The organism is Streptomyces sp. NPDC048295 (genome assembly GCF_040652135.1).
GTDB lineage: Bacteria > Actinomycetota > Actinomycetes > Streptomycetales > Streptomycetaceae > Streptomyces.
In genome coordinates this window covers 170,527-192,243 of the sequence record NZ_JBEZLL010000002.1, presented here as the reverse complement: position 1 = coordinate 192,243, position 21,717 = coordinate 170,527, and the positions used below count along the sequence as shown (strand labels likewise).

The following is a 21,717-nucleotide window of genomic DNA, read 5'->3' as shown; positions in this document are numbered from 1 at the left end:
GGCGGTGTGGGCTGCCGGGCCGTCAGGATCGCGCTGCGGCCAGGGAGATCATGCGGTGCATGATGGCCACCGGAATCGACGGGTTCCGGGCGGCGTCCTCCGCGCTGTGCTCATCGAGGAGCACCGCGATCAGGACGTCCGGCGGCAGGGCAGGGTTCAGCCATGCCTTGCTGTGGACACGGTATTCGGCGTCACCGGCCAGCCTGGCAGCGGACTCGGGCGACAAACGCGGGTCACCGGCGGCACTGCCACGCACTTCGGCGTCGGGGTCGCGGCTGAACCGTTCGACGAGGGCCGGGCCCGATGCGGGGTCGTCGAGCGCCAGAAGGCGGATCCGGGGCTGCGGGTCCTCGGCGAAGCGCAACAGGTCGTGACGGGGAAAGTTGGGGTGATTGCGGGGACGCCCGGGGAACGAGAAGCTGCCTGACCACCAGCTCCACACCTCCAGGAGCAGCTCCGCCGGGGCGTCTTCGCAGGACTCGGTGAGGAAGAGGCGGACGATGCGGTCCTCGTCGTGGGCGAGCAGGTCGACGACGTCCGGCGGAAGGTGCGGGGCGCGGGCCACACTGCGGCGGATCCGGAGGTTCGGCGACACTGCGAGCCGGCGCATCGCGTCGGCATCGTCGTGCAGTGCGGCGATCCACCACAGCGCGTAGGTGCGGTCCTCGGGCGTGATGTCGGGAACGGTGGCCGCCATCGCCTCGATCTCGGCGGGGCCCGAAGGCGGCCGGGCCCCGGAGTCCGGGGCCGGGTAGACCCCCCTGCGTACACCGGCCCCCGGGCGCTCGCCCTGCGACGCCGCCTGCTCCGCCGCCACCTCCTGCAGAGCCTCACGGAACGTCAGGTCCGTGGTGGCGGCGAGGAGGCTGCTCCACTGCTCGGGCGAGAGCCTCCCAGATTCCGCCGCCGTGCCGCGGACGATCCTGGAGTGGTGGACGACCGCCGCGTCCCGGACACCGTCGGGAAGGTCATCGCGGTAGAGGAAGTGCACGAGGGGCTTCTTCCTCGCGTCGAAGAGGCTGATCAGTACCTCCGCCGGGGCGGCCCGGTTGGCTCCCAGACCGCGCAGCCACGCGTCGGTGAGGCGCTCGGAGGGCTGGAAGTCCTCGGGCAGCGCGGCACAGGCCCACGGGTCGGGATCGGTCTCGGTCATCCGCCGATTGAACAGGTGGGGAACCGGAAGGATCAAGGCGTCCGGTGCAGGACGGGGGCGCGAAGCGCGGTGCGGACCGGTCTGCCTCCGACTCCCGGTCCCAGCCCCCTCCCTCCCGAGGACTGGGACCTGCGACCCCGGGCAGGGCAATGCGCGTCAGCCGGCGTCGGCCACCTCGTCGAAGAAGCGGACGATGCGCGCAAGGGCCCGCCCCACCGAGTCGCCGAGGTCGTGGTCGCCCACGTCCGTGAGCCGGTATCGGGCGTCGTGTCGGGTCAGTTGTTGTGCGCAGGGTGCGGAGTGGCAGTCGTCGACATCCTTGTCGCCATGGGCGTGGAAGAGGCTCACGGGTACGTTCGGTTTCCAGTCACAGGTGATACGCGGCGCGGCGGTCGGCGGCGTCAGGGTTCTCCGAGGCGATGGCCTTGCGGTAGGCGATGGTTCCGTGCAGCCAGGAGACGGTCGGCAGGCGGCGGGCGGTGGTCCTGGGCAGCACGAGGAGCTGGCCGGCCGTGGTGGGCTCGCGCGTCCTGTTCGTGGGGCGGTTGACGGCCTGGTACACCGTCACCCCGCAACGGACCCAAGAGGCGTCGGTCTTTTTCCGAAGCTTCAGGATCACTTGTTGTGCCGTCAGGTCGGCCACCTGGCGACTGGAGACGACGGCGCCGGCCTTCTCAGGCCGGATGCGGGTGTCGCCGGCCGGCGCGGTCAGAGCCGGTCGGGCGGGGGTTCCGGCTGTCGAGGCCGAGGCAGGCACGGCCATGGCCGCACCACTGCCGTGGACAGCCGCTCCGACGAGGAGACGGGTGCGGAAGCTTGGTGAAGTCAGGTGCTGATCCGCTCGATTGACGGTTACTCAGAATCTCAGACCACCTGCCCTTCTGGCGTGGGCCAGCCCTACAGGGCTTCCTCAGGGGCAGCGGCCGCGCTGCCGATGAACAGCGGGAGCGGCAAAGCCGCATGGGGTGCCACATCGGCAAATCCGTCGGGTGTTTAAGGTCGAGCCCATGACGAGGACCACACCGGCGCGGCCACTGGACGTCGAAGAGCTCTTCCCGGAGCTCGCCGCGTACCGGGGCACCACCACCCGGCTGCACCCGAGGCCGGGGGATCCGGAGGTGTCGGACAGTTCCGTGGGTGGGCCGATGCTGTGGCCGGCGGACGAGCCGTGGCCGGTGTGCACCGAGGCCCACGGTCGCGGGCGGGGCCGCCGTCCCGCGGACGTGCACCGGGAGCGAGAACTGCTGGCCCGCGCATGGGCCCGCGACCCGCTCCCGGGCCCCGCGGAGGAGGATCTGCGTCTCCTGGACGGGCTGGGGCGCAAGCACCGGATCCCGGACGTCCGCGAGACCGATCCGCTGCCGTTGATCGGACTTGCGCAGCTCTACCGGCGGGATGTCCCGGATCTTCCGGCCGGCCCGGCCGGCTGTGACCTCCTCCAGGTGTTCTGGTGTCCGTTCGACGCGCACGGCCCGAGCGGGCACGGCCTGTCGCTCCACCTGCGCTGGCGTAGGTCGGCGGAGGTCGGCGAGGTGCTGGAGTCGCCGCCTCAGCCACGGGTCGTCGGCTTCGTGGGCTATGTGCCCGAGCCCTGTGTGCTGCGACCGGAGCGGGTGGTCACGTACCCGTTCGCCGGTCTCCTGCCCGAGAAGCTGTGCGCGCGGATCGGCGCCTGGGAGGAAGCCCTTGAGGAGGCTGCCGAGCGGCGGGAGGGCGACGAGGGCGCTGACACCCCGATCGGCTACCAGTACGACCTGTCGATCCCGCCCGGCTGGCGCGTCGGCGGATTCGCGTCGTGGCACACGACCGACCCGTTCCCCATGGACTGCCGGGCCTGTTCGACGCCCATGCGGCTGCTGCTGACCATCGACAGCTCCGAGTGGGACGGCGGCAGCGGAGCTGGCAGCCGCTGGAGGAAGAAGGGCTGCCCGCGTTCCTGTCCGCCACGCCCACCAAGGTCGTCGTGGGCCGTGCCGGCGAACTCAACGTCTTCGCATGCCCCACCGATCCCGGACACCCGCACCGCTGGAGCATCCAGTAACCCGCCGCATCGGTCCGGACCCGGTCGGGTTCCGGAGAATCCGAGTCCCGAGAACAGGGGAAACCGTTGTGACAGATGACGCCCGAGCTGTTGGCCGGCGCATGTACGCGGCCTTCAACGCACGTGACCTCACGGCTCTCGGAGCGATCCTCGCGGAGGACTTCGTGAGCCATCCGCTGGGGACGACGGGCGTCGCTCCCGTCTCCCGTGCCTGGTCCGGGCTCTTCGCGGCGTACCCCGAGGTCCGTATCACCGTCGAGGACATGCTCGTGGACGGCGACAAGGTCGCCGTTCGCTCGGTGATGCACGGAGTTCCGGGCGGCGCCGCACCGGACGCGGGCCCGACCATGATGGAGATCTTCCGCGTGGACGGCGGACGGATCACGGAGCTGTGGGGGGTCTCCGGCCTCCCCCGCCGGGGAGAGTAACCCCACTCGCCCGGCCGACCACCCGCCGGTTGCCGGTTGCCGATTGCCGGTTGCCGGTTGCCGGTTGCCGGTTGCCGGTTGCCACCACTGTCGTTCGATCAATGAAAGGTCATCCATGCGCAAGCTCGTGTACTACATCGCATCCACCCTCGACGGGTTCATCGCCGGACCGGACGGATCCGACCCCACCGGCCCGGACGGCTTCTGGCCGGTCCCCGAGGAGTACGTCCGGCACCTCATCACCGAGTACCCGGAGACCCTGCCCGGCCCGGCTCGTGCCGCGCTGTCCATCACTGCCGACGGTACGCACTTCGACACCGTCCTCGAAGGACGGCGCTCCTACGAGATCGGCCTCCGGGCCGGAGTGACCGATGCCTACCCGCACCTGCGGCACCTGGTCTTCTCCCGCACGCTGGGCACGAGTCCCGACCCGGCCGTTGAACTGGTTGCCGACGATCCGGTGGCGACCGTACGGGAGTTGAAGCAGCAGGACGGCAAGGACATCTGGCTGATCGGCGGTGCGGAGCTCGCCGGTGCGCTCTACTCCGAGATCGACGCACTGGTCATCAAGCTGAGCCCGATGACCATCGGCACCGGTATACCGCTCTTCTCCGACAAGGCGGCGTTCGATCCGCGCGGCTGGGACCTCACCGACCACACCGTCCTGAAGTGCGGGGCGGCCTTTCTCACGTACGCGCGCAAGGCCCCGGAGACGTCTCGGCCCAGTACGACGTGACGGAGTCCCTCGCTGCGGCGTTGGCCTCCGAGACCTCGGCGGGCGGTGCGAACCGGCGGATCGCGACCGCCGTGCCCCGCACCGCCGGGCAGGTCTTCGGTCTGTTGGGACCGCCCCAGGCCCACTGCGCGGGACCCGCCCCGGGCGGTGACCTCGATCGCGCGTCACGCGAAGGACAGCGGTCCGCCGCCCGGGCCCGCAGCACGTGGCCGCGGTGTCAGGTTCTGCAGAACGGCATGGTCCGTACGTAACCGCCGCGGTTCTCGTCGTCGGTCCCCAGGAGGGCATCGGCCGAGCCGGGCAGGCACTCAACGGCTTCGATCTTGTACTGCGGGAAGGTGCCGAGCACGGTCGGCTGCGCCGCGAGCGTGACCCGTACCCGGCCGGCGGCCGACACGGTCACACGGCCCGCTTCACTGACCGCGGAGTCGAACGGGCCGTCGTCACCGGCGTCCGAGGCCGAACTCACAAGGATCCGGCCCGAGTCGGTCACCGAGATGTCGGAGATGTGCCGTGTGCCCTCGCCGGTCGGGTACGGCGCCAGGTAGGCCCGACGCGTCACGGCGGCGAACTGTGGCTGCCCCCACGGCGCGAACGACAGCTGTGCCGTGTAGAGCGTGGCGGGACGGTCCGCGCCGGCTCCCCGGTCCGCCCACAGGGCGGCGAGTTTCCCGTTCCGGGCGACGAGTGCGAAGCTCTCGAAGTCGTCGCCCTCACCGATGCCCGGCAGCGGCGAGTAGTCGACGACCGTCGCCGTGGCACCACCGGCCTTCAGGCGGTAGACGATGCCGCGACTGCCGAGTGCCAGATACTCCCCCGGCATCCCGGGAATGGCCTCGATGGCCTCCAGGTCGACGGGTTCCGGCCCGTCCCAGGTGACCGGGGAGACGCCGTCGGAGCCCTCACGGTGGGTGATCCGCGACAGTCGCCGCTGCCCGGACTGCTTGTTGTCGTGCACGACCAGGGCGTGCACCCCGGCTCCGTCCGCGGTCCGGCCCTCGTACGCGAGGCCGCTGACCCCGCTGCGGGCGTCGTCACCGACCTTCTGCCATGCGTCGGCCGCACCGTCCGCACCGTCCGCACCGGCCGGAGCGCCGCCGAGCGCTGTCAGCAGCGCGGCCGCCGCAGTGATCCAAGCCATGCGCTGCACCATCGGGAGTTCCACTGGGAGTCGCTCGCCTTCTCTGTCCGACAGGCGCGAGGTCACGCGCCGGGCGTCAGGTTATTGATCATGGAGTGCGTGGCCCAGCGGCGCTTACGCCATTCGCCGGAGCGCGAAGGCGGACTCGGCGTGCACCCGACGAGTCCGTCCCGTCGGTCCGCACCTCCCTTCCCGGGGACGGAAACGTCGTGGCCCGCAGGCCTACGGTGCCGGTATCGTCCGGTCCTCCGACCAGCCGCTTCGGCGGCCCCGCCCTTCAGAGAGCGATTCCGATGACCACCCGGCGAACGACGACGACCCTGTGGCGCCCGACCGGTCCCAAGGAGCTGGATCTGGTCCGGGAACTGAACTGGCGTGCGTGGCCGCCCCGTCTTCCCGAGCAGCCCATCTTCTACCCGGTCCTCGACGAGGACTATGCGATCCGGATCGCGAGGGACTGGAACGTGAAGCACGACGGGGCCGGCTTCGTCACGCGTTTCGAGGTCGAGACGGAGTTCCTGCGCCGCTATCCCGTCCAGCAGGCCGGTGGGCGAACGATTCTCGAACTGTGGGTTCCCGCCGAGGAACTCGACGATTTCAACGCCCATATCGTCGGCGGGATCCAGCTGGTCCACGAATTCCGCTCCCGCTGAGCGGCACCGGCCCGAGTGCGGGGGTTCCTGCACGGTTTCGGCAAGTCCGTGACAGCGCATGGGCCGTGCGAGGATCGCGGCGTGAACGACCAGAACGATCTGTGCTTCCGCCTCGCCGACGAGACCGACCTTTCCGCTCTCGTCCGCCTGCGCGACGGCGCCGCCCGCTGGATGCTCGCCCAGGGCGTCACGGGCCAGTGGCAGCCCGGCGAGCTGGACGAGGACCACTTCCGCCGGATCATGGCGAGTGGCGAGGTCTGGATGGCCGAGGCCCACGGCCGCGTGGCCGGGGCCTGGGAGCTGTGGTGGGCGGACGATGACGCCTGGGGCCCGCAGCCACCGGTGGCCGGATATGTGCACCGGCTGATGGTGGACCGCGACACCGCCCGGCCGGGGACGGGCCGGCGGCTGCTCCGGGCTGCGGAACGCCGTGTGGCCGCGGTGGGGCGGACGTTCGTCCGGCTGGACTGCCTGGCCGGGAACGCGCGGCTGAACGCCTACTACGTGAAGGACGGCTACCGGCCCGTCGGCCGCAAGGCGGGCAAGCCGCAGCCGGGCGGCGTACCCAAGTCGTTCACGCTCCTCGAGAAGACCTTGCGGACCGGTCGCGAGAGCTGAGCAATCGTGCTCCGGCCCGCCGGTCAGCGACGGAGTGCGTAGCGGGTCAGGCGGGAGCGGGCGGTCTGCCTACTGACGCCGAGCGCCTGGGCGATGGCGTCCCACTGGGGCCCGTCCACACCGTCGACATGGCACACGGCATCCGCCGCCATGCGCTGGGTCAGGCGCTCCAGGGTCGCGGCGGCCCGGAGCGCGGCCAGTGGTTCGTCCGCGGCCAGGACGGTGAGACGTGTTTCGAGCCGGTCGAGCAGGGCGCTGAGGTCTTCGGGTACCGCAGCGGCGCGGTCCTCGACATCGGCCATATGGACGTCCCAGTCGCCCTCCGGACCGCTGGTGTCGAACAGATACGGGCGCCGCCGGTCGACGGCCTCCCAGTTCAGCGGGTACCGGGGCGTGCCGCGCCAGCCGCAGGAGCACACGCCACGCATCTCGGTGGCGAGCGGCGCCCTGAGGGTGCCGTCGTAGATCCACCAGTCGGTCCTCCGGTGGACCGTCGGGCCGCTCCCGGCGTCGAAGTACACCGGGCCGGGCTCGGTGCCGTCGGCCAGGAGGAAACCGGGCCGGCCCTCGTGGTCGGCGCCGAACTCCTCGAACTCCCACATGGCGAACTCCTCCCCCCACCGCGACTCCGGTGAGTCTCGAAGGCCGGCCCGGACGACAGACCCGAGGCGCCGCTCCGTTCGCGGCCCGACCAATCGCCACAACCCTGCCGGACGGCGGTGAGGCCCGGCGGGCGAATATCCGAACCGGTGAATAGCCCCTCCGGAGTTGACGCCGGCCGGGCAGGCGCGCCCCGCGCCGGCCCGGGGCCGGGAGGCCGCAGAAGGCTTTGTGTATCGTGCATATAGTATGTATGGTGAATATTGCATGCATGGACCACATTGCATGCTGTGCGCAATCTCGACAACCACGTCGGGAAAAGGGCATGGATCCGACGACGACGCCCTGCGGGCCGAGGGCGGAATCCGCAGACCCCCGTCACCGCAGCGTGCGCCACGGTCCTCGGGCTCCCTCGCCCCGGCCGTCCCGCGCTCCGCCACGGGGCAGGACGCCGGGGCGGATCCGGCACGCCCCCGCAGCGCACTGAACCACCAGGCACGACGAAAGGACATGACCATGGAACGCCTCAAGGACAAGGTCGCGGTCATCACCGGCGCAGGCAGCGGAATCGGAAGGTCCGCCGCCGAACTGATGAGCCGGGAAGGCGCCCGGGTCGTGGTCGCCGATCACCACACCGAAGGCGCCGAGGAAACCGCCGGGCTGATCGAGGCCGCGGGCGGCCGGGCGCTGCCGGTCACCGTGGACGTCACCGACGAGGAGTCGGTCGCCGGCATGGTCGCCGCGGCCGTCGGTGAGTTCGGCGCCCTGCACGTCCTGTGCAACCACGTCGGCGGCACGAACCCGCGCAAGGACCTGGACCTGCTGCGCATGGACATGGACGAATTCGACCGGGCCGTCGCCCTCAATATGCGCAGCACCCTCCTGGGCGCCCGGCACGCGGTGCCCCACATGATCCGCGCGGGCGGCGGCTCCATCATCAACACGGCGTCCGTGGCCGCACTCGTCGGCGACGTCCTGCAGACCTCCTACGGCGCCGTCAAGGCCGCGGTGGTCAGCATCACCAAGTCGATCGCCGTCCAGTACGGGCCGCAGAACGTGCGCTGCAACGCCGTCGCGCCCGGTGCGGTGATGACGCCCGCCCTGGAGACCAATCTGCCCGAGGACGTCATCGAAGCGCTCAAGCAGGGCAACGCCCTCCCGTACCTCGGCTCTCCCGAGGACATCGGGCACACCATGGTGTTTCTCGCCTCCGACGAGTCCCGCTATCTCACCGGCCAACTCCTGGTAGTCGACGGCGGCATGAGCATGCAGTCCTCCGCGGCCCCCGGGCGACGCGCCATGCTCCCCGGAGCGACTCGATAGAATCGCAGCCGGTCGTTGCTGTTGTGGCCGGTCGTTGCTGCCGAGGGATGCTGCCGGGGATCGGGATGGCTGTCGAGATGGATCTGCCGCTCGGCGAGAGCGCCGATGCCGGCCCCGGTGCCGATTCCGATGCCCATGCCGCCCGGCTCGCCGCCGAGCTCACCGAGCTGGGGAACGAACGCTTCCTGCGTGCGGCGCTGCCCGGTGCGGTACGCCTCCACCACCGCAGCACCGACCGGCTCATCGGCTGGCCGCCGGTCTCCGAGGAGGCCGGCGAACCCACGTCCAGCCTCCTGTTGCGCGCCATCCACCTGTGCTTCACGGCCCACTTGCCCCTCAGCCTGTCGCCCGACCTGCTCTGGTACGCCGTCGTGCACGAGACAGCCGTACACATCCGCCTCAACTCCCGCACATACGAAGGGCTGTTCACCGAAACGCCGGGGCAGCAGCAGCTCATCGACGTCCGCGACGACCTCGCGGCGCTGGACTGGGAACGCTCGATCCATCTCGTCCAGCAGCCGCTGCGCGCGCGGATCGGCGACGACGTGGCCGACATGTTCCAGCCCACGTTCTCCACCACCACCCCCGCCGACGCCACGGCCGCTCTGGTGGCGCTGATGGACGTGGTCAGTCCGTACTACCGCTTCCAGTGGGTCTCGCTCTGCGGAATCCCCCGGATCAGGCTGGAGGGATCGAGCCGGGACTGGCGCCTGCTGGCCGCCCGCGTACGTGAGCTGGAGGGGTGGTTCGAAGGCCTGCGGCCGTGGTTCAAGGCCCTGTACCCCGTGCTGGACGCGATCTGCGCGACGGCCTCGGGGTGGGGAGCGGACCCGGACTTCTGGCGTTCGCTGTACAAGTGGGAGTCGGCGTCCGGCGGCGATCGTGTCACCGGCTGGATCACCGCCTTCTTCGCCCACCGGTACACCGACGAGGGACCTGTTCCCAAGCGTTCGTTCGGTCCCGGGGCCACTGTGGAGGAGGACTTCCCCTCGCATCTCTCGCGTGTCCCGTTCCGATGGGAGACGCCGGCCGGCACTTTCCCGATGGCCTTTCTGGGGGGTGTGCTCGGCATCACCCGCGACGGCGGGTGGATCCGCCCACGGCTCGGTCATGCGGTGGTGGAACTGGTCTCGGACCACACGGCGTGATCCGCGGTGCGGTGCGGGCCGGTCAGCGGTCCTGCGAAAGCTGCAGGAGTTCGGCGAAGGTGCCTCCGGCGTGGACCAGGTCCTCGTACCGGCCCTGTTCGGTGATGCGGCCGTGCTCCATCACCACGATGTGATCGGCGATCCTGGTGTTCTCCAGCCGGTGGGTGACGACGACCGTGATGCGGTCGCCCGCAATGGCCTTGATCCCCTCGAAGATGCCGTGCTCGCCGCGCGGGTCCATCTGTGAGGTGGGCTCGTCGAGGATCAGCAGCGACGGCCGGCGGTACAGCGCGCGGGAACAGGCCAGCCGCTGCCACTGTCCGCCGGACAGCTCCGCCCCGCCGAAGAGCTCACGGGCGAGGAGGGCGTCCAGGCGGTCCGGCAGTTCCTCGACCGCCTCGCGCATCCCGACCGCGTCGATGGCCTCCCAGACTGGTCCGTCGTCGACGGTACGGGGCTGGCCGAGGGTGACGTTCTCCCGCACACGCAGCGGCCACTGGGCGAAGATCTGCGGGACCAGTCCCGTATGCCGCCAGACGGTGGCCGGGTCGACCTGGGCGAGATCCGATCCGTTCCAGGTCACCTTGCCCTTGTCGGGCAGGTTGATGCCGGTGAGCAGCCGGGTCAGGGTCGATTTCCCGGAGCCGTTCGTCCCGACGATCGCGAGGATCTGACCGCGCCGCAGTGTCAGGGAGACGCCCGCGACGGCCGGTTCCTTCTTTCCCGGGTACCGATAGAAGACTTCGTCGAGCCGGATCTCGTCGACCGGACCGGTGACGGCGCGTTTCCCGCGCTTGGGCGCCCGTTCGGCCGCGGCGTCGAGGAAGGCCTGCATGTCACCGAGGTAGAGGCTGGTGTGGAAGACCGCGGCGCCGTTGACGACGACCTGCGACAGGGAGGCCAGCATGGTCTGTACGGCCAGGACCGCGGTCGCGGCGATCGCGAGCCCGATCCTCCCGGTCACGGCGAGCCAGGCCAGGACCGCCCAGGTGAGGACGAGGAAGGCGCCGCCGGCCAGTGAGCAGAGCAGTGCGATGCGCAGGGTGCGCGGGGCGGCGGCCAGGGTCCGCCGGTCGCACCGCTCGGACAGTGACCTGTACCAGAAGAGCAGGTAGTCGGTCATTCCGTTGGCGCGGACCTCGTCACCGTACTTCGGTGTGGTGGACCACCACCGCATCATGCCCCGTACGTTGCGGTCGGAGACGTTGGCGTAGTGGATCTCGTAGTCCACGCGCGCGGTGAGGACGGCTCCGATCCCGGCGGGCAGGACAGCGAGCAGGAGCAGCGGCAGCATCGCCGGGTTCAGTACCGACAGCACGCCGCCGGCGGTGGCCATGCGGATCAGTGCGGACATGAGTCTTTGGGCATCGGTGACCATCACCTGGGTGCGCAGCACGCCCATCTCCGCGGCCTCCTGGCGGTCCGCGAAGCCGTGTTCCGAATAGGCCGAGGCCTCGACCCGGCAGACCGCCTCGACCAGGGCGGTGTCCGTCTCGGTGGTCAGCCTCGGGGTGATCCGCCGCTCGGCGTACGTGGCCGTCGCGCCCGCCGCTCGCGCGAGAGCCGCCGCTCCTGCCACGAGGAGGAGCGCCGGCAGGGCGTCGCGCAGCCGTTCGGACACTGCGCCGGTCCCGAGGATGGGCTTCATCGCCCGCGCCGTCGCCGTCAGGAGGACGGCTGCGGACAGGCCGGTCAGCAGCTGGCACCCGATCAGCAGCCGCACCGCGCGGCGGTCGGTCCGCCAGGACAGACGGGCGATCCGGTGCAGGACCTTCGGGATCTGCCCGCACATCTTCCGGAAGGAGACCTCGGCGAGCGGATTGACCGCGTACTGCCCGCCGTAGCTGAACTCCGCCGGAGGCGGTGGTGACGGTACCGCCGTGAGCTGCTGTTTCTCTGTGTCGGTCGAGGTCAACTGGGCTCCCTGGAAGGTCGTTCCGGCTTGTCATGGAGCACAACGACCGGACAGACCTCTCGAACACATGTATTTGAGACGTGGTGGAATCCGCATGGCAGAGCGAGAAGCGGAGCATGCGGGATGCACCGACCGTTGCCGCGTACGGAGACCATTCGGAGCGATCTTGGCCGAAACGCCGCTGACTTCCCCACCCTTGCCTCGGCCGACCAGCACGGTCGGCCGCGCCCGGTCCCGGCCGGGTGCCGTCGCGGGGGTGACTTCACTGTCACTGTCGCGGTGCGGAATCAAGTCCCGCACGGCTCGCGGTGCGGCTCTCACGGGCAGTGCGCCATCGGCACAGGCCGGTTCCGGGCCCTTCACCCGGTCCTGGTTAGTCTGGGCGATCGTGAACAGACGACGGCAAAAGAAACTGTCAAAGAGTCTCGTCAGGGCGGCCGCATTCGGCGACCGCACTGAGATCAACGCCCTGCTGGGAGCCGGGGCCTGCCCGGAGGCCTGCGATGCCGAGGGCACCACACCGCTGTACGCCGCATCGGTCCATGGAGCCGCCGACAACGTCCGCTGCCTACTGGCAGCCGGGGCCCTGCCCGACACGGAAAGCGGACACGGCACGGAAGGCACTCCCCTGTGCGCGGCCGCATGCTGGGGCCATGCCGAAACGGTGCGCGCCCTCCTCGCCCACGGCGCCGATCCCGATCTCCGCGAAGATCACGGCACGGGCCATTCACCGCTCCACTGGGCGAGGACCGGGCCCCACCCCGAGACGATCGCTGTGCTTCTCGCGGCAGGCGCCCGCAACGACCACAGCTGAGGCGCCCGATCTCCCGCTCGGCGGTGAGGCTACTGAATCCTGATCCAGTAGCGTCGCGCGGCCCCGGACCCGGTGTTTCCGACGCCTTCCAGGACGCCGCCGTGACGCTCGATCGTCTTTGCCGAGGCGGTGTTGTCCTTCTCGCAGATCAGCAGTACCCGGTCCAGCCCGAGCACCCGAGCCTCGTCGAGCATTCGGCCCAGCGCCCAGGTGCCCAGTCCGCGTCGGCGCGCAGAGGGCCGGATGCCGTAGCCGATGTGGCCGATCTCCGACACGATGTCGAGCCCATGCCTCAGGGCGATCCCCCCGAGCACCCTGTCGTCCTCGACGATCCATCGGTACGTGCAGCTCAGCCGGGGGGCCTCCAGCGGCCCCGCTGGATTCGACTGGGCAGCCAGCCGTGCCACCCAGGCCGCGAAGCCCGCCGGCGAGTCGACCTCGTCGGAGGCCATCAGTCCGAACCCGTCCTCGTGCACACCGGGCCCCCATTCCTCGTGTGCCTCCAGCCAGGCGGAATGGAGAAGGAATGTCGGCGCTGTCAGTTCAGGCACACGACGACATTACCTGTGCGGACCATCAGGATCTACATCTGGTTTCGGGCTCCGAAGACCGCTACCACGCCTCGCGCCGACCTTCCGGAGAACCCGGAGAACAAGGGCCCTGCGCCGGTGTCACGGGCCGGCCTGTCCGGCCGATACCGGCGCTTCCACCAGCAGTCTTCCGGAGAGCGGCCGGTATCCCAGCGATCGGTTGACCGCTGTCATGGGCAGGTTCTCCTGGTTCACGGTCGAGGTGACGGCGCGGACTTCGGGGAAGTGCTCGTGGAGCCGGACGGCTTGTTCAGCCTTGATCCATCGGGCCAGTCCCCGTCGTCGATGTCCGGGGAGGACGGCGGTGTCGTGCTGGTCGGCCACGGGCCCACCGCTCGCCGGAACGGTGGCCACTGTGGCAGCGACGGCCTCGCCGGAGGCCGAGTGCACGGCAGCGCTCACCATCAGCCGCTCACCGCTCGCGGTCGTCGTCGCCTCCCACGCGCGTACCGCAGCGGCGTCCCACCTCCGGGGCGACATCTGCAGCGCGGCGCCGGGGGCATCCAGCACATGGCCCATCACCTGACCGAAAGAGGCAGCCAGCCGCTCTGGGGCCGGTCCGGTCCACTGCACCGGCCGGTAGGCGGAAGGCCGGCTCGCCACCAGGTCCCGGCAGCGTGCCAGCACCCGCTCCTGGTCGAGCCGCTGTTCTTGCAGTTCCAGGCTCAGCACGACGCGCAGGCCAGGAACGGTACGGGTGAAGGCATCTCCGGCTGCACCGGCCAGTACCGTGCTCTGCAACCGGTCCACCCCGGCCCGGTCGGCAGCCCGCACGGCTTCGAGGAGCAGCGCGGTGCCGATGCCGTTGCGGCGGGCCTGCGGCGCAACGAACAGGCGGAGGAAGCCAGTACCCGGCCGGTGCGGCTGCGACCGCAGCTCCGCCACCCCGCTGACCGCATCGCCGGATCCGCCGCGAGCGGCCCAGCGCATCGCCGGTGACTCCTCGCCCAGGAGCCGCCCGGCCAGAGCGGACCGCGGCACCGAGCTTCCGGACGACTCCCTGTAGCCGTCGCTGAACACCCCACACCAGGCGGCGAGATCAGCTGCGGCCGCGTGCCGCGGCAGGAAGGGCTCCACCGTCACCGTCATCACCCCAGCACTTTGCCACGGAGCAGGTCCGTTCACAGAGGCATCCGACAACACAACGGCTCCGTGCCCGGCCGAGGTCCATGCGCGGAGCCCGGCCGCGCCTCTTCCTCGGCCCGCCGCGGTGGACGACACTCGTCGCAAGATCACAGCACCTCTGCGACGGGGGAGATCGGGGTAGGCATATGCGAGGTCTCGTGCTGCGGCTGGCCGGGCTCAATGCCGGGGCGGAGAGCGCCATGCGGCTCATCGGCTTCTTCGACACCCTCGTCGAGCAACGGCTCGGCCTCGACGGGGTACTGGGCATGGCTGCCCGGGTCGCCGAGTGTCCGGTCGGTCTGGCCGGGGCCGGTACCGACGGTGTCACGGCCCGGCCGGACGGGAGTACGCGGCCGGGCGGGCCTCCCCCGGCCGCGGCCGTCCGGGAACTGCGCGGCGGGCAGCGGGCCTGGCTGGCGCGGGAGGGTGCCCCGCAGCCCTTCGACGAACTGCTCCTGGAGCGGCTCGCACTCGCCTGCGACGCCGTGCTGAGCCGTCGCGGCGGCGAGGCGGTACCGCTCGACCCGGCGCTGCTGGAGACCTCCATCAGCTCCACCGCTCCGCTGCCCGAACGGGCGCGCGCACTGCGGCTGCTGGGTTTCGCGCCCTCGGGCACGCTCACGCTCCTGGCCGTCGACGGCGGGCGGGGCCCGCAGGGGATGGCGCCGGTCCTGGACCGGATCCCGCCCGCCTCGGCGGGCCGGCGCCGGACGGCCGCGCTCGGCTCCGTGCACGCGGTGGCCGTGGCGGGTCCGCTGCCGGAGCGGCTGCTCGCCCCGGCGGGTTTCCGGATCGGGGTCGGGCCCGAGATCACCGCGACCGAGGCGCCACGCTCCTGGGAGGGCGCGTTGCGGGCGCTCCGGTTCGCGGGGACCTCGCGCTCGGACGTGGGCCTGGCGCCGGTGGTGGAGGAGCCCGCGATCTACCACTCCTCGCTCGGCGCCTTCGAATTGCTCGCGAGGGAACTGTCCGGCCCGGCGATCGCCGGCATCGGCGACCTGGACGTGCTGGACGCGCTCGCGGCGGAGCCGGGCAGCGGTACGGAGCTGCTGACCACGCTGGAGGTTTTGGTGCAGGCGGGGTCGTTGCGCGCTGCGGCGCGGGAGCTGCACCTGCACCACAACTCGGTGGCGGTGCGGGTCGCGCGGGCGGAGGCGGCGCTCGGCTACGGGCTGGGCGAGACCGTGGGCCGCTTCAGACTGGCGCTGGCCCTCGCCCTGCGCCGCCTGCGGGACAACCCTGCGTAGGGCCCGCCGGCGCGGGAGGCGACGGGGAGGCGACCAGGCATGACCGGCGACCTCGGGTGGACCGTCCCTGTCCGGGCCGTGCGCCGGGCGCAAGGCGCCAAGCGGCGCGGACGGGGGCCGTTCCCGAGCCACCCGGCGCATGCCTCGCGTGCGGCCGCGGACACAGACTGACGGACGTCAGCAGCGGCGATCCCGGGCGGCCTGCGCTCCGTCCGGGGCCGCTCCGTGTCGTCCGCCGGAGGCCCCCGTGCCCCTTCCTCTGCCCGTCGATCCCGAACTCGCCCCGTGGCTGCCCCTGTTGCCCGCCCTCGATGTCGGCGACGCCGCCGCCGCGCGCGCCACCGTGGAGGCCATGGGCGCCGCCGCGCCGCCCTTCACCGTCCCCGGGGGCATCAAGCTGAGCGAGCACCGCGTTCCGGGGGCCGAGGGCGCTCCCGAGGTGCCGGTGGCGGTCTTCCGCCCGGCGGGGGCCGGCACCACGCTGCCCGCCGTGCTCTATGTGCACGGCGGCGGGTTCGTCCTGGAGGAGGGGGACGGGGACCGGGCGCTCGCGGCGCGCTGGGCGGCCGAGCTCGGTGCCGTCGTCGTCTGTGTGCGCTATCGGCTGGCCCCCGAGCACCCCTATCCTGCCGCCACCGACGACTGCTACGCGGCCCTGGAGTGGCTCGCCTCGAACGCCGCCGGCCTCGGGGCGGACCCGGCGCGGATCGCCATCGCCGGGATCAGCGCCGGGGGCGGTCTCGCCGCCGCCCTCGCCCTGCTCGCCAGGGACCGGGGCGGCCCGGCGCTGTGCTTCCAGCTGCTCGACATCCCGGAGCTGGACGACCGCCTGGAGACCCCCTCGATGCGGGAGTTCACCGACACCCCGGTGTGGAACCGCCCCAACGCCGTACACAGCTGGCGGGCCTACCTCGGGGCGGACCGCGACCCGGCCGCGCCGGTCCCCGCCTATGCCGCTCCCGCCCGCGCCGAGGACCTGTCCCGGCTGCCGCCCGCGTATGTCGCCGTCAGCGACCTCGACCCGCTGCGCGACGAGGGACTGGACTACGCCCAGCGTCTCGTACAGGCCGGTGTTCCCACGGAACTGCACCTCTTCCCCGGCACCTTCCACGGCGCGGCGGGGTTCGTGCCCGACACGGCCGTGACCCGCCGTATGAGCGAGAGCGCGCTGGACGCGCTGCGCCGCGGCCTCTCCGTCTGAAGACCCACTCCCCCGCAAGGAGCCGCACATGACCGGTCAATCAACCTCCGTACCGGAGTACCCGGAGTACGACGCACTCGTCGTCGGCGCCGGATTCGGTGGCCTCTACGCCCTGTACCAGCTGCGCGCGCACGGATTCAGCTGCCATGCCTTCGAGACGGGCGACGACGTCGGCGGCACGTGGTACTGGAACCGGTATCCGGGAGCCCGCTGCGACGTCGAGAGCCTGGACTACTGCTACTCCTTCTCCCCCGAGCTGCACGCCGAGTGGGACTGGACCGAGCGCTTCGCCACCCAGCCCGAGATCCTGCGTTACGCCGGGCATGTCGCGGACCGCTTCGACCTGCGGCCGATGATCTCCTTCGGGACTCGGGTGGTCTCCGCCGTCTGGGAGGAGGGGAGCAGGACATGGCTGCTGACGACCGGGGACGGCCGCCGCGCACGCGCGCGGTTCCTCGTCACCGCCGTGGGCTGCCTTTCCGCATCCCGCGTCCCCGACCTGCCCGGTCTCGACGCCTTCCGTGGCGAGGTGCACCACACCGGCCGCTGGCCGCACGCGGGCGTGGACCTGGCGGACAAGCGTGTCGCCGTCATAGGCACCGGCTCCTCCGGAATCCAGGCGATTCCGGAACTCGCCGCACACGCACGTCATCTGACGGTCTTTCAACGAACCCCCAACTACAGTCTCCCGGCCCGCAACCGGCCGCTCTCGGGGCGGGAGAGCTGGCGTGCCAAGACGGAACTGGAGGAACTGCGCAGTTATGCCCGTACCGGCTTCTCCGGCTTCTACATCGCCTCCACGGGCAGTTCGGCCCTCGACGTGGGCGAGGAGGAGCGCCGGGCCGCCTTCGAGCGCAAGTGGGCCATCGGCGGGACCGAGATCATGTCGGTCTTCACCGATGTACTGACGGACGGGAAGGCCAACGAGCACCTCGCGGAGTTCGTCCGCGAGAAGATCCGGGACGCCGTGGACGACCCTGCGACGGCGCGGAAGCTCGTCCCGCTGGACTACCCCATCGGCACCAAGCGCATCTGTGTCGACTCGGGCTACTTCACCACGTACAACCGGGAGAACGTCGACCTGGTCGACCTGCGGGCCGAACCGCTCGTGGAGATCACCGAGGACGGCATCCGCACCGAAGGCGGTACGTACCCGGCCGAGGTGCTGGTGCTGGCCACCGGCTACGACGCCATGACCGGGCCGCTCACCCGGATCGATGTCCGCGGGACGGACGGCCGGTCCCTGAAGCAGCAGTGGTCCTCGGGACCGCGCACGTACCTCGGCCTCGCCGTGGCCGGCTTCCCCAATCTGCTGACGGTCACCGGGCCGGGCAGCCCCTCGGTGCTGGTCAACATGGTGCGGGCGGTCGAGCAGCACGTCGACTGGATCGTGGACTGTCTGCGACGGCTTCGCGAGGACGGGGTGGACCGGATCGAGGCGAGGCCCGAGGCGCAGGACTCCTGGGTCGCCCATGTCAACGAGGTCGCCGACACGACCCTCTACCCGCGCGCCGACTCCTGGTACGTGGGTGCCAACGTGGAAGGAAAGGCGCGGGTGTTCATGCCGTACGCGGGCGGCCTCAGCCATTACCGGGAACGGTGCGAGGAGGTCGCGCGCTCGGGCTACCGGGGCTTCGCGCTGGGCCCGGAGGTGTCGGCATGACGCGGGACACCCTGAGGCTGGACGGGCGCTCCGTCGTCGTCACCGGCGCGGGCCGGGGCCTCGGCCGGGCCTACGCCCTCGATCTGGCCGGGCGCGGTGCCCGGGTCGTGGTGAACGACCTCGGAACGGCGACGGACGGCTCCGGGAGCCGGGACTCGGGCCCGGCGGCGCGGGTGGTCGAGGAGATCCGGGCGGGAGGCGGGACGGCGGTGGCCAGCACCGCGGACGCGAGCAGTGCCGAGGGGACCCGGTCCCTGATCGACCTGGCGTGCGCCGAGTTCGGTTCGGTCGACGGGGTCGCGGCGAACGCCGGGATCTACCGGCCGGGGCTGGCCTTCCCCGAGATCGACGAGGGCCTGCTGGAGCGGATGACGGCCGTCCACGCCTTCGGCGCCTGGCGGCTGGTGCACGCGGCCTGGCCCCGCTTCACGGAGCGCGGCCGGGGCCGGGTCGTCCTGGTCACCTCGGCGGCCGGTCTGTACGGGATGGCGGGGAACGCCGCGTACTCCCTGCTCAAGGCGGGGATCGTGGGTCTGACGCGGACGCTGGCCGCCGAGGGGGCCGCGCACGGCATCCGGGTCAACGCCGTGGCTCCGGTCGCGTGGTCGCGGATGTCGGCGGCGACCGAGGGCGTGGAGCCCGAGGTGCTGGAGCGGATGCGGGAGGAGGCGCCGCCCGAGGCGGTCGCGCCGGTGGTGGCCGCACTGCTCGCCGACGATGTGCCGGTCACGGGCGAGGTGCTGAGCGTGGGGCGCGGCCGCGTGGGCCGGGTGCTGACGGGTGAGACCCCGGGCATCCGCTCGGCGGACGGCGGGCCGCTGCTCGGGCAGGACCTCACCGAGCGGATCACCGAACTCCTCTCCGTGGAGGGGATGGTGTACCCGGCCTCGGCGCACGAGACACCCTGAGCGGCCCGCGGGGCCGGAGCGGGCGGCGGGGGTGGTCTCCCCGCCGCCCGCAGAATTTTGCACTACACGCAAACTTGCATACCATGCACTTCATGAGTGCCGCCGACCTGCCCCTCGGGCTGCGTGAACGCAAGAAGCGCGCGACGCGTGACGCCCTGGCCGACGCGGCGCTGCGCATGGCCGCGGACCGCGGTATCGAGAACGTGACCGTGGAAGCGGTCACCGACGCGGTCGGCGTATCCGTGCGCACCTTCTTCAACTACTTCCCGTGCCTTGAGGACGCGATCACCCGTCCCGCCCAGGACAACGCCGAGCGGACCCGCCGGGCGGTACTCGACGCGCCGGACGAACTCACGGCGCTCATCGCCCTGCGCGAGGCGATCGGCCAGGAACTGGCCCACATCGAGGAGGACCACGAACGCTGGGAACTCCAGATGGCGGTGCTCAGGACGAGCCCCTCGCTGCTGTCCGGCTTCCTGGCCGCCCAGGGCGCGGACGAGAGGGCACTGATCGCTGCCGTGGCCGAGCGCCTCGGCCAGGATCCCGAGTCCGACCTCTACCCGAGGCTGCTCGCGCATGTGGCGATCGCCGCCGTGCGCGCCGCCGTCGAGCTCTGGGTGGCCTCCGGCCGTACCCGTACGTTCCAGAGCATCTATCACGAGGCGTTCGCCTCGCTGGCCGCCGGCCTGAACGACTGAAGCCCGTCCAGGGCCTCCACCGGGTGCCCGCACCCGGTCACCCGAATCACCCCGACCATCCTGATCCACCGAGAATCCAGAAAATGAGGAACGCCAGCCGATGAGCGCTGCCGTCACACCCGAAACCGGTACCGCCGGTGCGCCCGAGGGGGCCGCACCAGCCATGACGCGTCGTCAGATACTCCAGGCCATGTCGGGCCTGATGGCCGGCATGTTCGTGGCCATCCTGGCGTCCACCGTGGTCTCCAACGCACTTCCCAGGATCATCGCCGACCTGCACGGCAGCCAGTCCTCCTACACCTGGGTGGTCACCGCCGAGCTGCTGGCGATGACGGCGACCGTCCCGATCTGGGGCAAGCTGTCCGACCTCTACGACAAGAAGCTGCTCATCCAGCTGTCGCTGTCGATGTTCATCGTCGGCTCGCTCGTCGCCGGCTTCTCGCACAGCGTCGGTCTGCTCATCCTGAGCCGTGTCGTGCAGGGCATCGGCGCGGGCGGTCTCACGGCGCTCGCCCAGGTCGTGATGGCGGCGATCATTCCGCCGCGTGAACTCGGCCGGTACTCCGGCATCTTCGGCGCCGTGTTCGCCGTCGGCACCGTCGCGGGACCGCTCATCGGCGGTGTACTCGTGGACACCTCCTGGCTGGGGTGGCGCTGGTGCTTCTTCATCGGTGTGCCGTTCGCACTGCTCGCGATCGTGCTGCTCCAGCTGACCCTGAAGCTGCCCACGGTCCGCAGGGAGGTGAAGATCGACTATCTCGGCGCCCTCCTCATCATGAGCGGAGTCAGCGCACTGCTGCTGTGGGTGACCCTCGCGGGCAACCGCTTCGACTGGGCGTCGTGGCAGACCGCCGCCCTGGTGACCGCCGGTGTGGTCCTGCTGGCCGTCGCGGTGCTGGTCGAGTCCAGGGTGCAGGAACCGATCATCCCGCTGGACATCTTCCGCAACCGCACCGTGACGCTGACGACCGTGGCGAGCCTCCTGGTCGGCGTGGCCATGTTCGGCGGCACGGTGTTCCTCTCCCAGTACTTCCAGATCTCGCTCGGCAAGACGCCGACCGTCGCGGGCCTGATGAGCCTCCCGATGATCCTCGGTCTGATGGTCTCCACGACCGTCGCCGGGCAGATCATCTCCGCCCGGGGCAAGTGGAAGGGCTTCCTGATCGCGGGCGGCATCATCATGACCGCAGGCATGGGCCTGCTGTCCACGATCAGCGCGGACTCCTCGTTCGGCCTGCTCAGCGTCTACATGGTGGTGCTCGGCGTCGGCGTCGGCATGCTGATGCAGAACCTGGTGCTGGCGGCCCAGAACGACGTACCCGCCTCGGAGCTCGGCGCGGCGACCTCGGTGCTGTCGTTCTTCCGCAGCCTCGGCGGCGCGATCGGCACGAGCGCGCTCGGCGCGGTGCTCAGCCACCGGGTGGCGAGCGAGATGGCGAAGGGCTTCGGCGGGGCGGCGGACAACGGAGGCGCCGGCCACGGTGTCCCCGACCTGTCCACCCTGCCCGAACCGGCCCGCCAGGTGGTCGAGCACGCGTACGGGGTCGCGACCGCGGATGTCTTCCTGATCGGAGCCCCCTTCGCGCTGCTCGCCCTGGTCGCGGTGCTGTTCATCAAGGAGAAGCCGCTGAAGACGCAGAGCGGTATGGAACGGCTCGCCCAGGAGAACGCCGCCGCGGCGAAGACTCCGGCCACCCCGGCTCACTGAGCCCGGA

The 21,717-nt window shown here is 71.1% G+C and carries 21 protein-coding genes and 1 pseudogene; 14 read left to right on the top strand and 8 right to left on the bottom strand.

All coding sequences use genetic code 11. The annotated features are described in order from the left end of the window. Positions 1–22: 22 nt before the first annotated feature. The 3 genes from AB0D53_RS03255 to AB0D53_RS03245 form a co-directional block, all read right to left on the bottom strand. Positions 23–1,153 carry a hypothetical protein gene (locus tag AB0D53_RS03255; RefSeq protein ID WP_362439313.1) on the bottom strand — a complete coding sequence of 377 codons (1,131 nt, stop codon included), beginning with the start codon at positions 1,151–1,153 and terminating at the stop codon, positions 23–25. 156 nt (positions 1,154–1,309) lie between these two features. Then, positions 1,310–1,501: a hypothetical protein gene (locus AB0D53_RS03250; RefSeq protein ID WP_362439310.1), complete on the bottom strand. Its 192-nt coding sequence runs from the start codon at positions 1,499–1,501 to the stop codon at positions 1,310–1,312. Between the two features lie 19 nt (positions 1,502–1,520). After that, on the bottom strand, positions 1,521–1,796 hold the full coding sequence (locus tag AB0D53_RS03245) for a hypothetical protein (protein ID WP_362439307.1): 276 nt from the start codon (positions 1,794–1,796) through the stop codon (positions 1,521–1,523). A 364-nt stretch (positions 1,797–2,160) separates the two neighbouring features. Here AB0D53_RS03245 and AB0D53_RS03240 point away from each other — a divergent pair. The 3 genes and pseudogenes from AB0D53_RS03240 (at position 2,161) to AB0D53_RS03230 (ending at position 4,358) form a co-directional block, all read left to right on the top strand. Further along, positions 2,161–3,194 (top strand): annotated as a pseudogene (locus tag AB0D53_RS03240) (hypothetical protein). 68 nt (positions 3,195–3,262) lie between these two features. After that, a complete protein-coding gene (locus tag AB0D53_RS03235) occupies positions 3,263–3,622 on the top strand; it encodes a nuclear transport factor 2 family protein (protein WP_362439304.1) in 360 nt (119 codons plus the stop codon). 115 nt (positions 3,623–3,737) lie between these two features. Then, entirely contained in the window at positions 3,738–4,358 is a 621-nt protein-coding gene (locus tag AB0D53_RS03230; RefSeq protein ID WP_362439301.1) for a dihydrofolate reductase family protein, read from the top strand. A gap of 217 nt (positions 4,359–4,575) precedes the next feature. Here the strand turns inward: AB0D53_RS03230 and AB0D53_RS03225 are convergent, their stop codons facing one another. Further along, the gene (locus tag AB0D53_RS03225; protein WP_362439298.1) at positions 4,576–5,499 is read right to left on the bottom strand and encodes a hypothetical protein; all 924 of its coding nucleotides are present in this window, start codon (positions 5,497–5,499) and stop codon (positions 4,576–4,578) included. Between the two features lie 293 nt (positions 5,500–5,792). Between AB0D53_RS03225 and AB0D53_RS03220 the strand changes: the two genes are divergently transcribed. Then, positions 5,793–6,152, top strand: a complete 360-nt coding sequence (locus AB0D53_RS03220; RefSeq protein ID WP_362439295.1) for a hypothetical protein — start codon at positions 5,793–5,795, stop codon at positions 6,150–6,152. Positions 6,153–6,233: 81 nt separating this feature from the next. Further along, the gene (locus AB0D53_RS03215; RefSeq protein ID WP_362439292.1) at positions 6,234–6,770 is read left to right on the top strand and encodes a GNAT family N-acetyltransferase; all 537 of its coding nucleotides are present in this window, start codon (positions 6,234–6,236) and stop codon (positions 6,768–6,770) included. A 23-nt stretch (positions 6,771–6,793) separates the two neighbouring features. Here the strand turns inward: AB0D53_RS03215 and AB0D53_RS03210 are convergent, their stop codons facing one another. After that, complete coding sequence (locus AB0D53_RS03210; RefSeq protein WP_362439289.1) at positions 6,794–7,372, bottom strand: hypothetical protein; 579 nt, start codon at positions 7,370–7,372, stop codon at positions 6,794–6,796. Positions 7,373–7,886: 514 nt separating this feature from the next. On the opposite strand from AB0D53_RS03210, the gene AB0D53_RS03205 reads away from it, so the two are divergent. Both AB0D53_RS03205 and AB0D53_RS03200 read left to right on the top strand, forming a co-directional pair. Next, positions 7,887–8,693, top strand: a complete 807-nt coding sequence (locus AB0D53_RS03205) for an SDR family NAD(P)-dependent oxidoreductase (RefSeq protein WP_362439285.1) — start codon at positions 7,887–7,889, stop codon at positions 8,691–8,693. A gap of 65 nt (positions 8,694–8,758) precedes the next feature. After that, a complete protein-coding gene (locus tag AB0D53_RS03200) occupies positions 8,759–9,841 on the top strand; it encodes a DUF4419 domain-containing protein (RefSeq protein ID WP_362439282.1) in 1,083 nt (360 codons plus the stop codon). A 22-nt stretch (positions 9,842–9,863) separates the two neighbouring features. Here the strand turns inward: AB0D53_RS03200 and AB0D53_RS03195 are convergent, their stop codons facing one another. Continuing rightward, entirely contained in the window at positions 9,864–11,756 is a 1,893-nt protein-coding gene (locus AB0D53_RS03195) for an ABC transporter ATP-binding protein (protein ID WP_362439279.1), read from the bottom strand. 388 nt (positions 11,757–12,144) lie between these two features. On the opposite strand from AB0D53_RS03195, the gene AB0D53_RS03190 reads away from it, so the two are divergent. Then, a complete protein-coding gene (locus tag AB0D53_RS03190; protein WP_362439276.1) occupies positions 12,145–12,570 on the top strand; it encodes an ankyrin repeat domain-containing protein in 426 nt (141 codons plus the stop codon). Between the two features lie 29 nt (positions 12,571–12,599). Here AB0D53_RS03190 and AB0D53_RS03185 read toward each other — a convergent pair whose 3' ends face one another. Both AB0D53_RS03185 and AB0D53_RS03180 read right to left on the bottom strand, forming a co-directional pair. After that, complete coding sequence (locus AB0D53_RS03185) at positions 12,600–13,121, bottom strand: GNAT family N-acetyltransferase (RefSeq protein WP_362439273.1); 522 nt, start codon at positions 13,119–13,121, stop codon at positions 12,600–12,602. Between the two features lie 120 nt (positions 13,122–13,241). Next, positions 13,242–14,249: a GNAT family N-acetyltransferase gene (locus AB0D53_RS03180; protein WP_362439270.1), complete on the bottom strand. Its 1,008-nt coding sequence runs from the start codon at positions 14,247–14,249 to the stop codon at positions 13,242–13,244. A gap of 182 nt (positions 14,250–14,431) precedes the next feature. Between AB0D53_RS03180 and AB0D53_RS03175 the strand changes: the two genes are divergently transcribed. From AB0D53_RS03175 to AB0D53_RS03150, 6 genes are all read left to right on the top strand, one after another. Beyond that, positions 14,432–15,532, top strand: coding sequence for a helix-turn-helix domain-containing protein (locus AB0D53_RS03175; protein WP_362439267.1), 1,101 nt, complete (start codon positions 14,432–14,434; stop codon positions 15,530–15,532). A gap of 247 nt (positions 15,533–15,779) precedes the next feature. Then, entirely contained in the window at positions 15,780–16,733 is a 954-nt protein-coding gene (locus AB0D53_RS03170; protein ID WP_362439264.1) for an alpha/beta hydrolase, read from the top strand. A gap of 28 nt (positions 16,734–16,761) precedes the next feature. After that, positions 16,762–18,396, top strand: coding sequence for an NAD(P)/FAD-dependent oxidoreductase (locus AB0D53_RS03165; protein ID WP_362439261.1), 1,635 nt, complete (start codon positions 16,762–16,764; stop codon positions 18,394–18,396). Further along, entirely contained in the window at positions 18,393–19,304 is a 912-nt protein-coding gene (locus AB0D53_RS03160; RefSeq protein ID WP_362439258.1) for an SDR family NAD(P)-dependent oxidoreductase, read from the top strand. The genes AB0D53_RS03165 and AB0D53_RS03160 overlap by 4 nt, the downstream gene beginning before the upstream one ends. 92 nt (positions 19,305–19,396) lie before the next feature. Beyond that, positions 19,397–20,002 (top strand): TetR family transcriptional regulator, encoded by a 606-nt coding sequence (locus AB0D53_RS03155; RefSeq protein WP_329815746.1) that lies wholly within the window; start codon positions 19,397–19,399, stop codon positions 20,000–20,002. 100 nt (positions 20,003–20,102) lie between these two features. Next, a complete protein-coding gene (locus tag AB0D53_RS03150; RefSeq protein WP_362439254.1) occupies positions 20,103–21,710 on the top strand; it encodes an MDR family MFS transporter in 1,608 nt (535 codons plus the stop codon). Positions 21,711–21,717 lie beyond the last annotated feature (7 nt).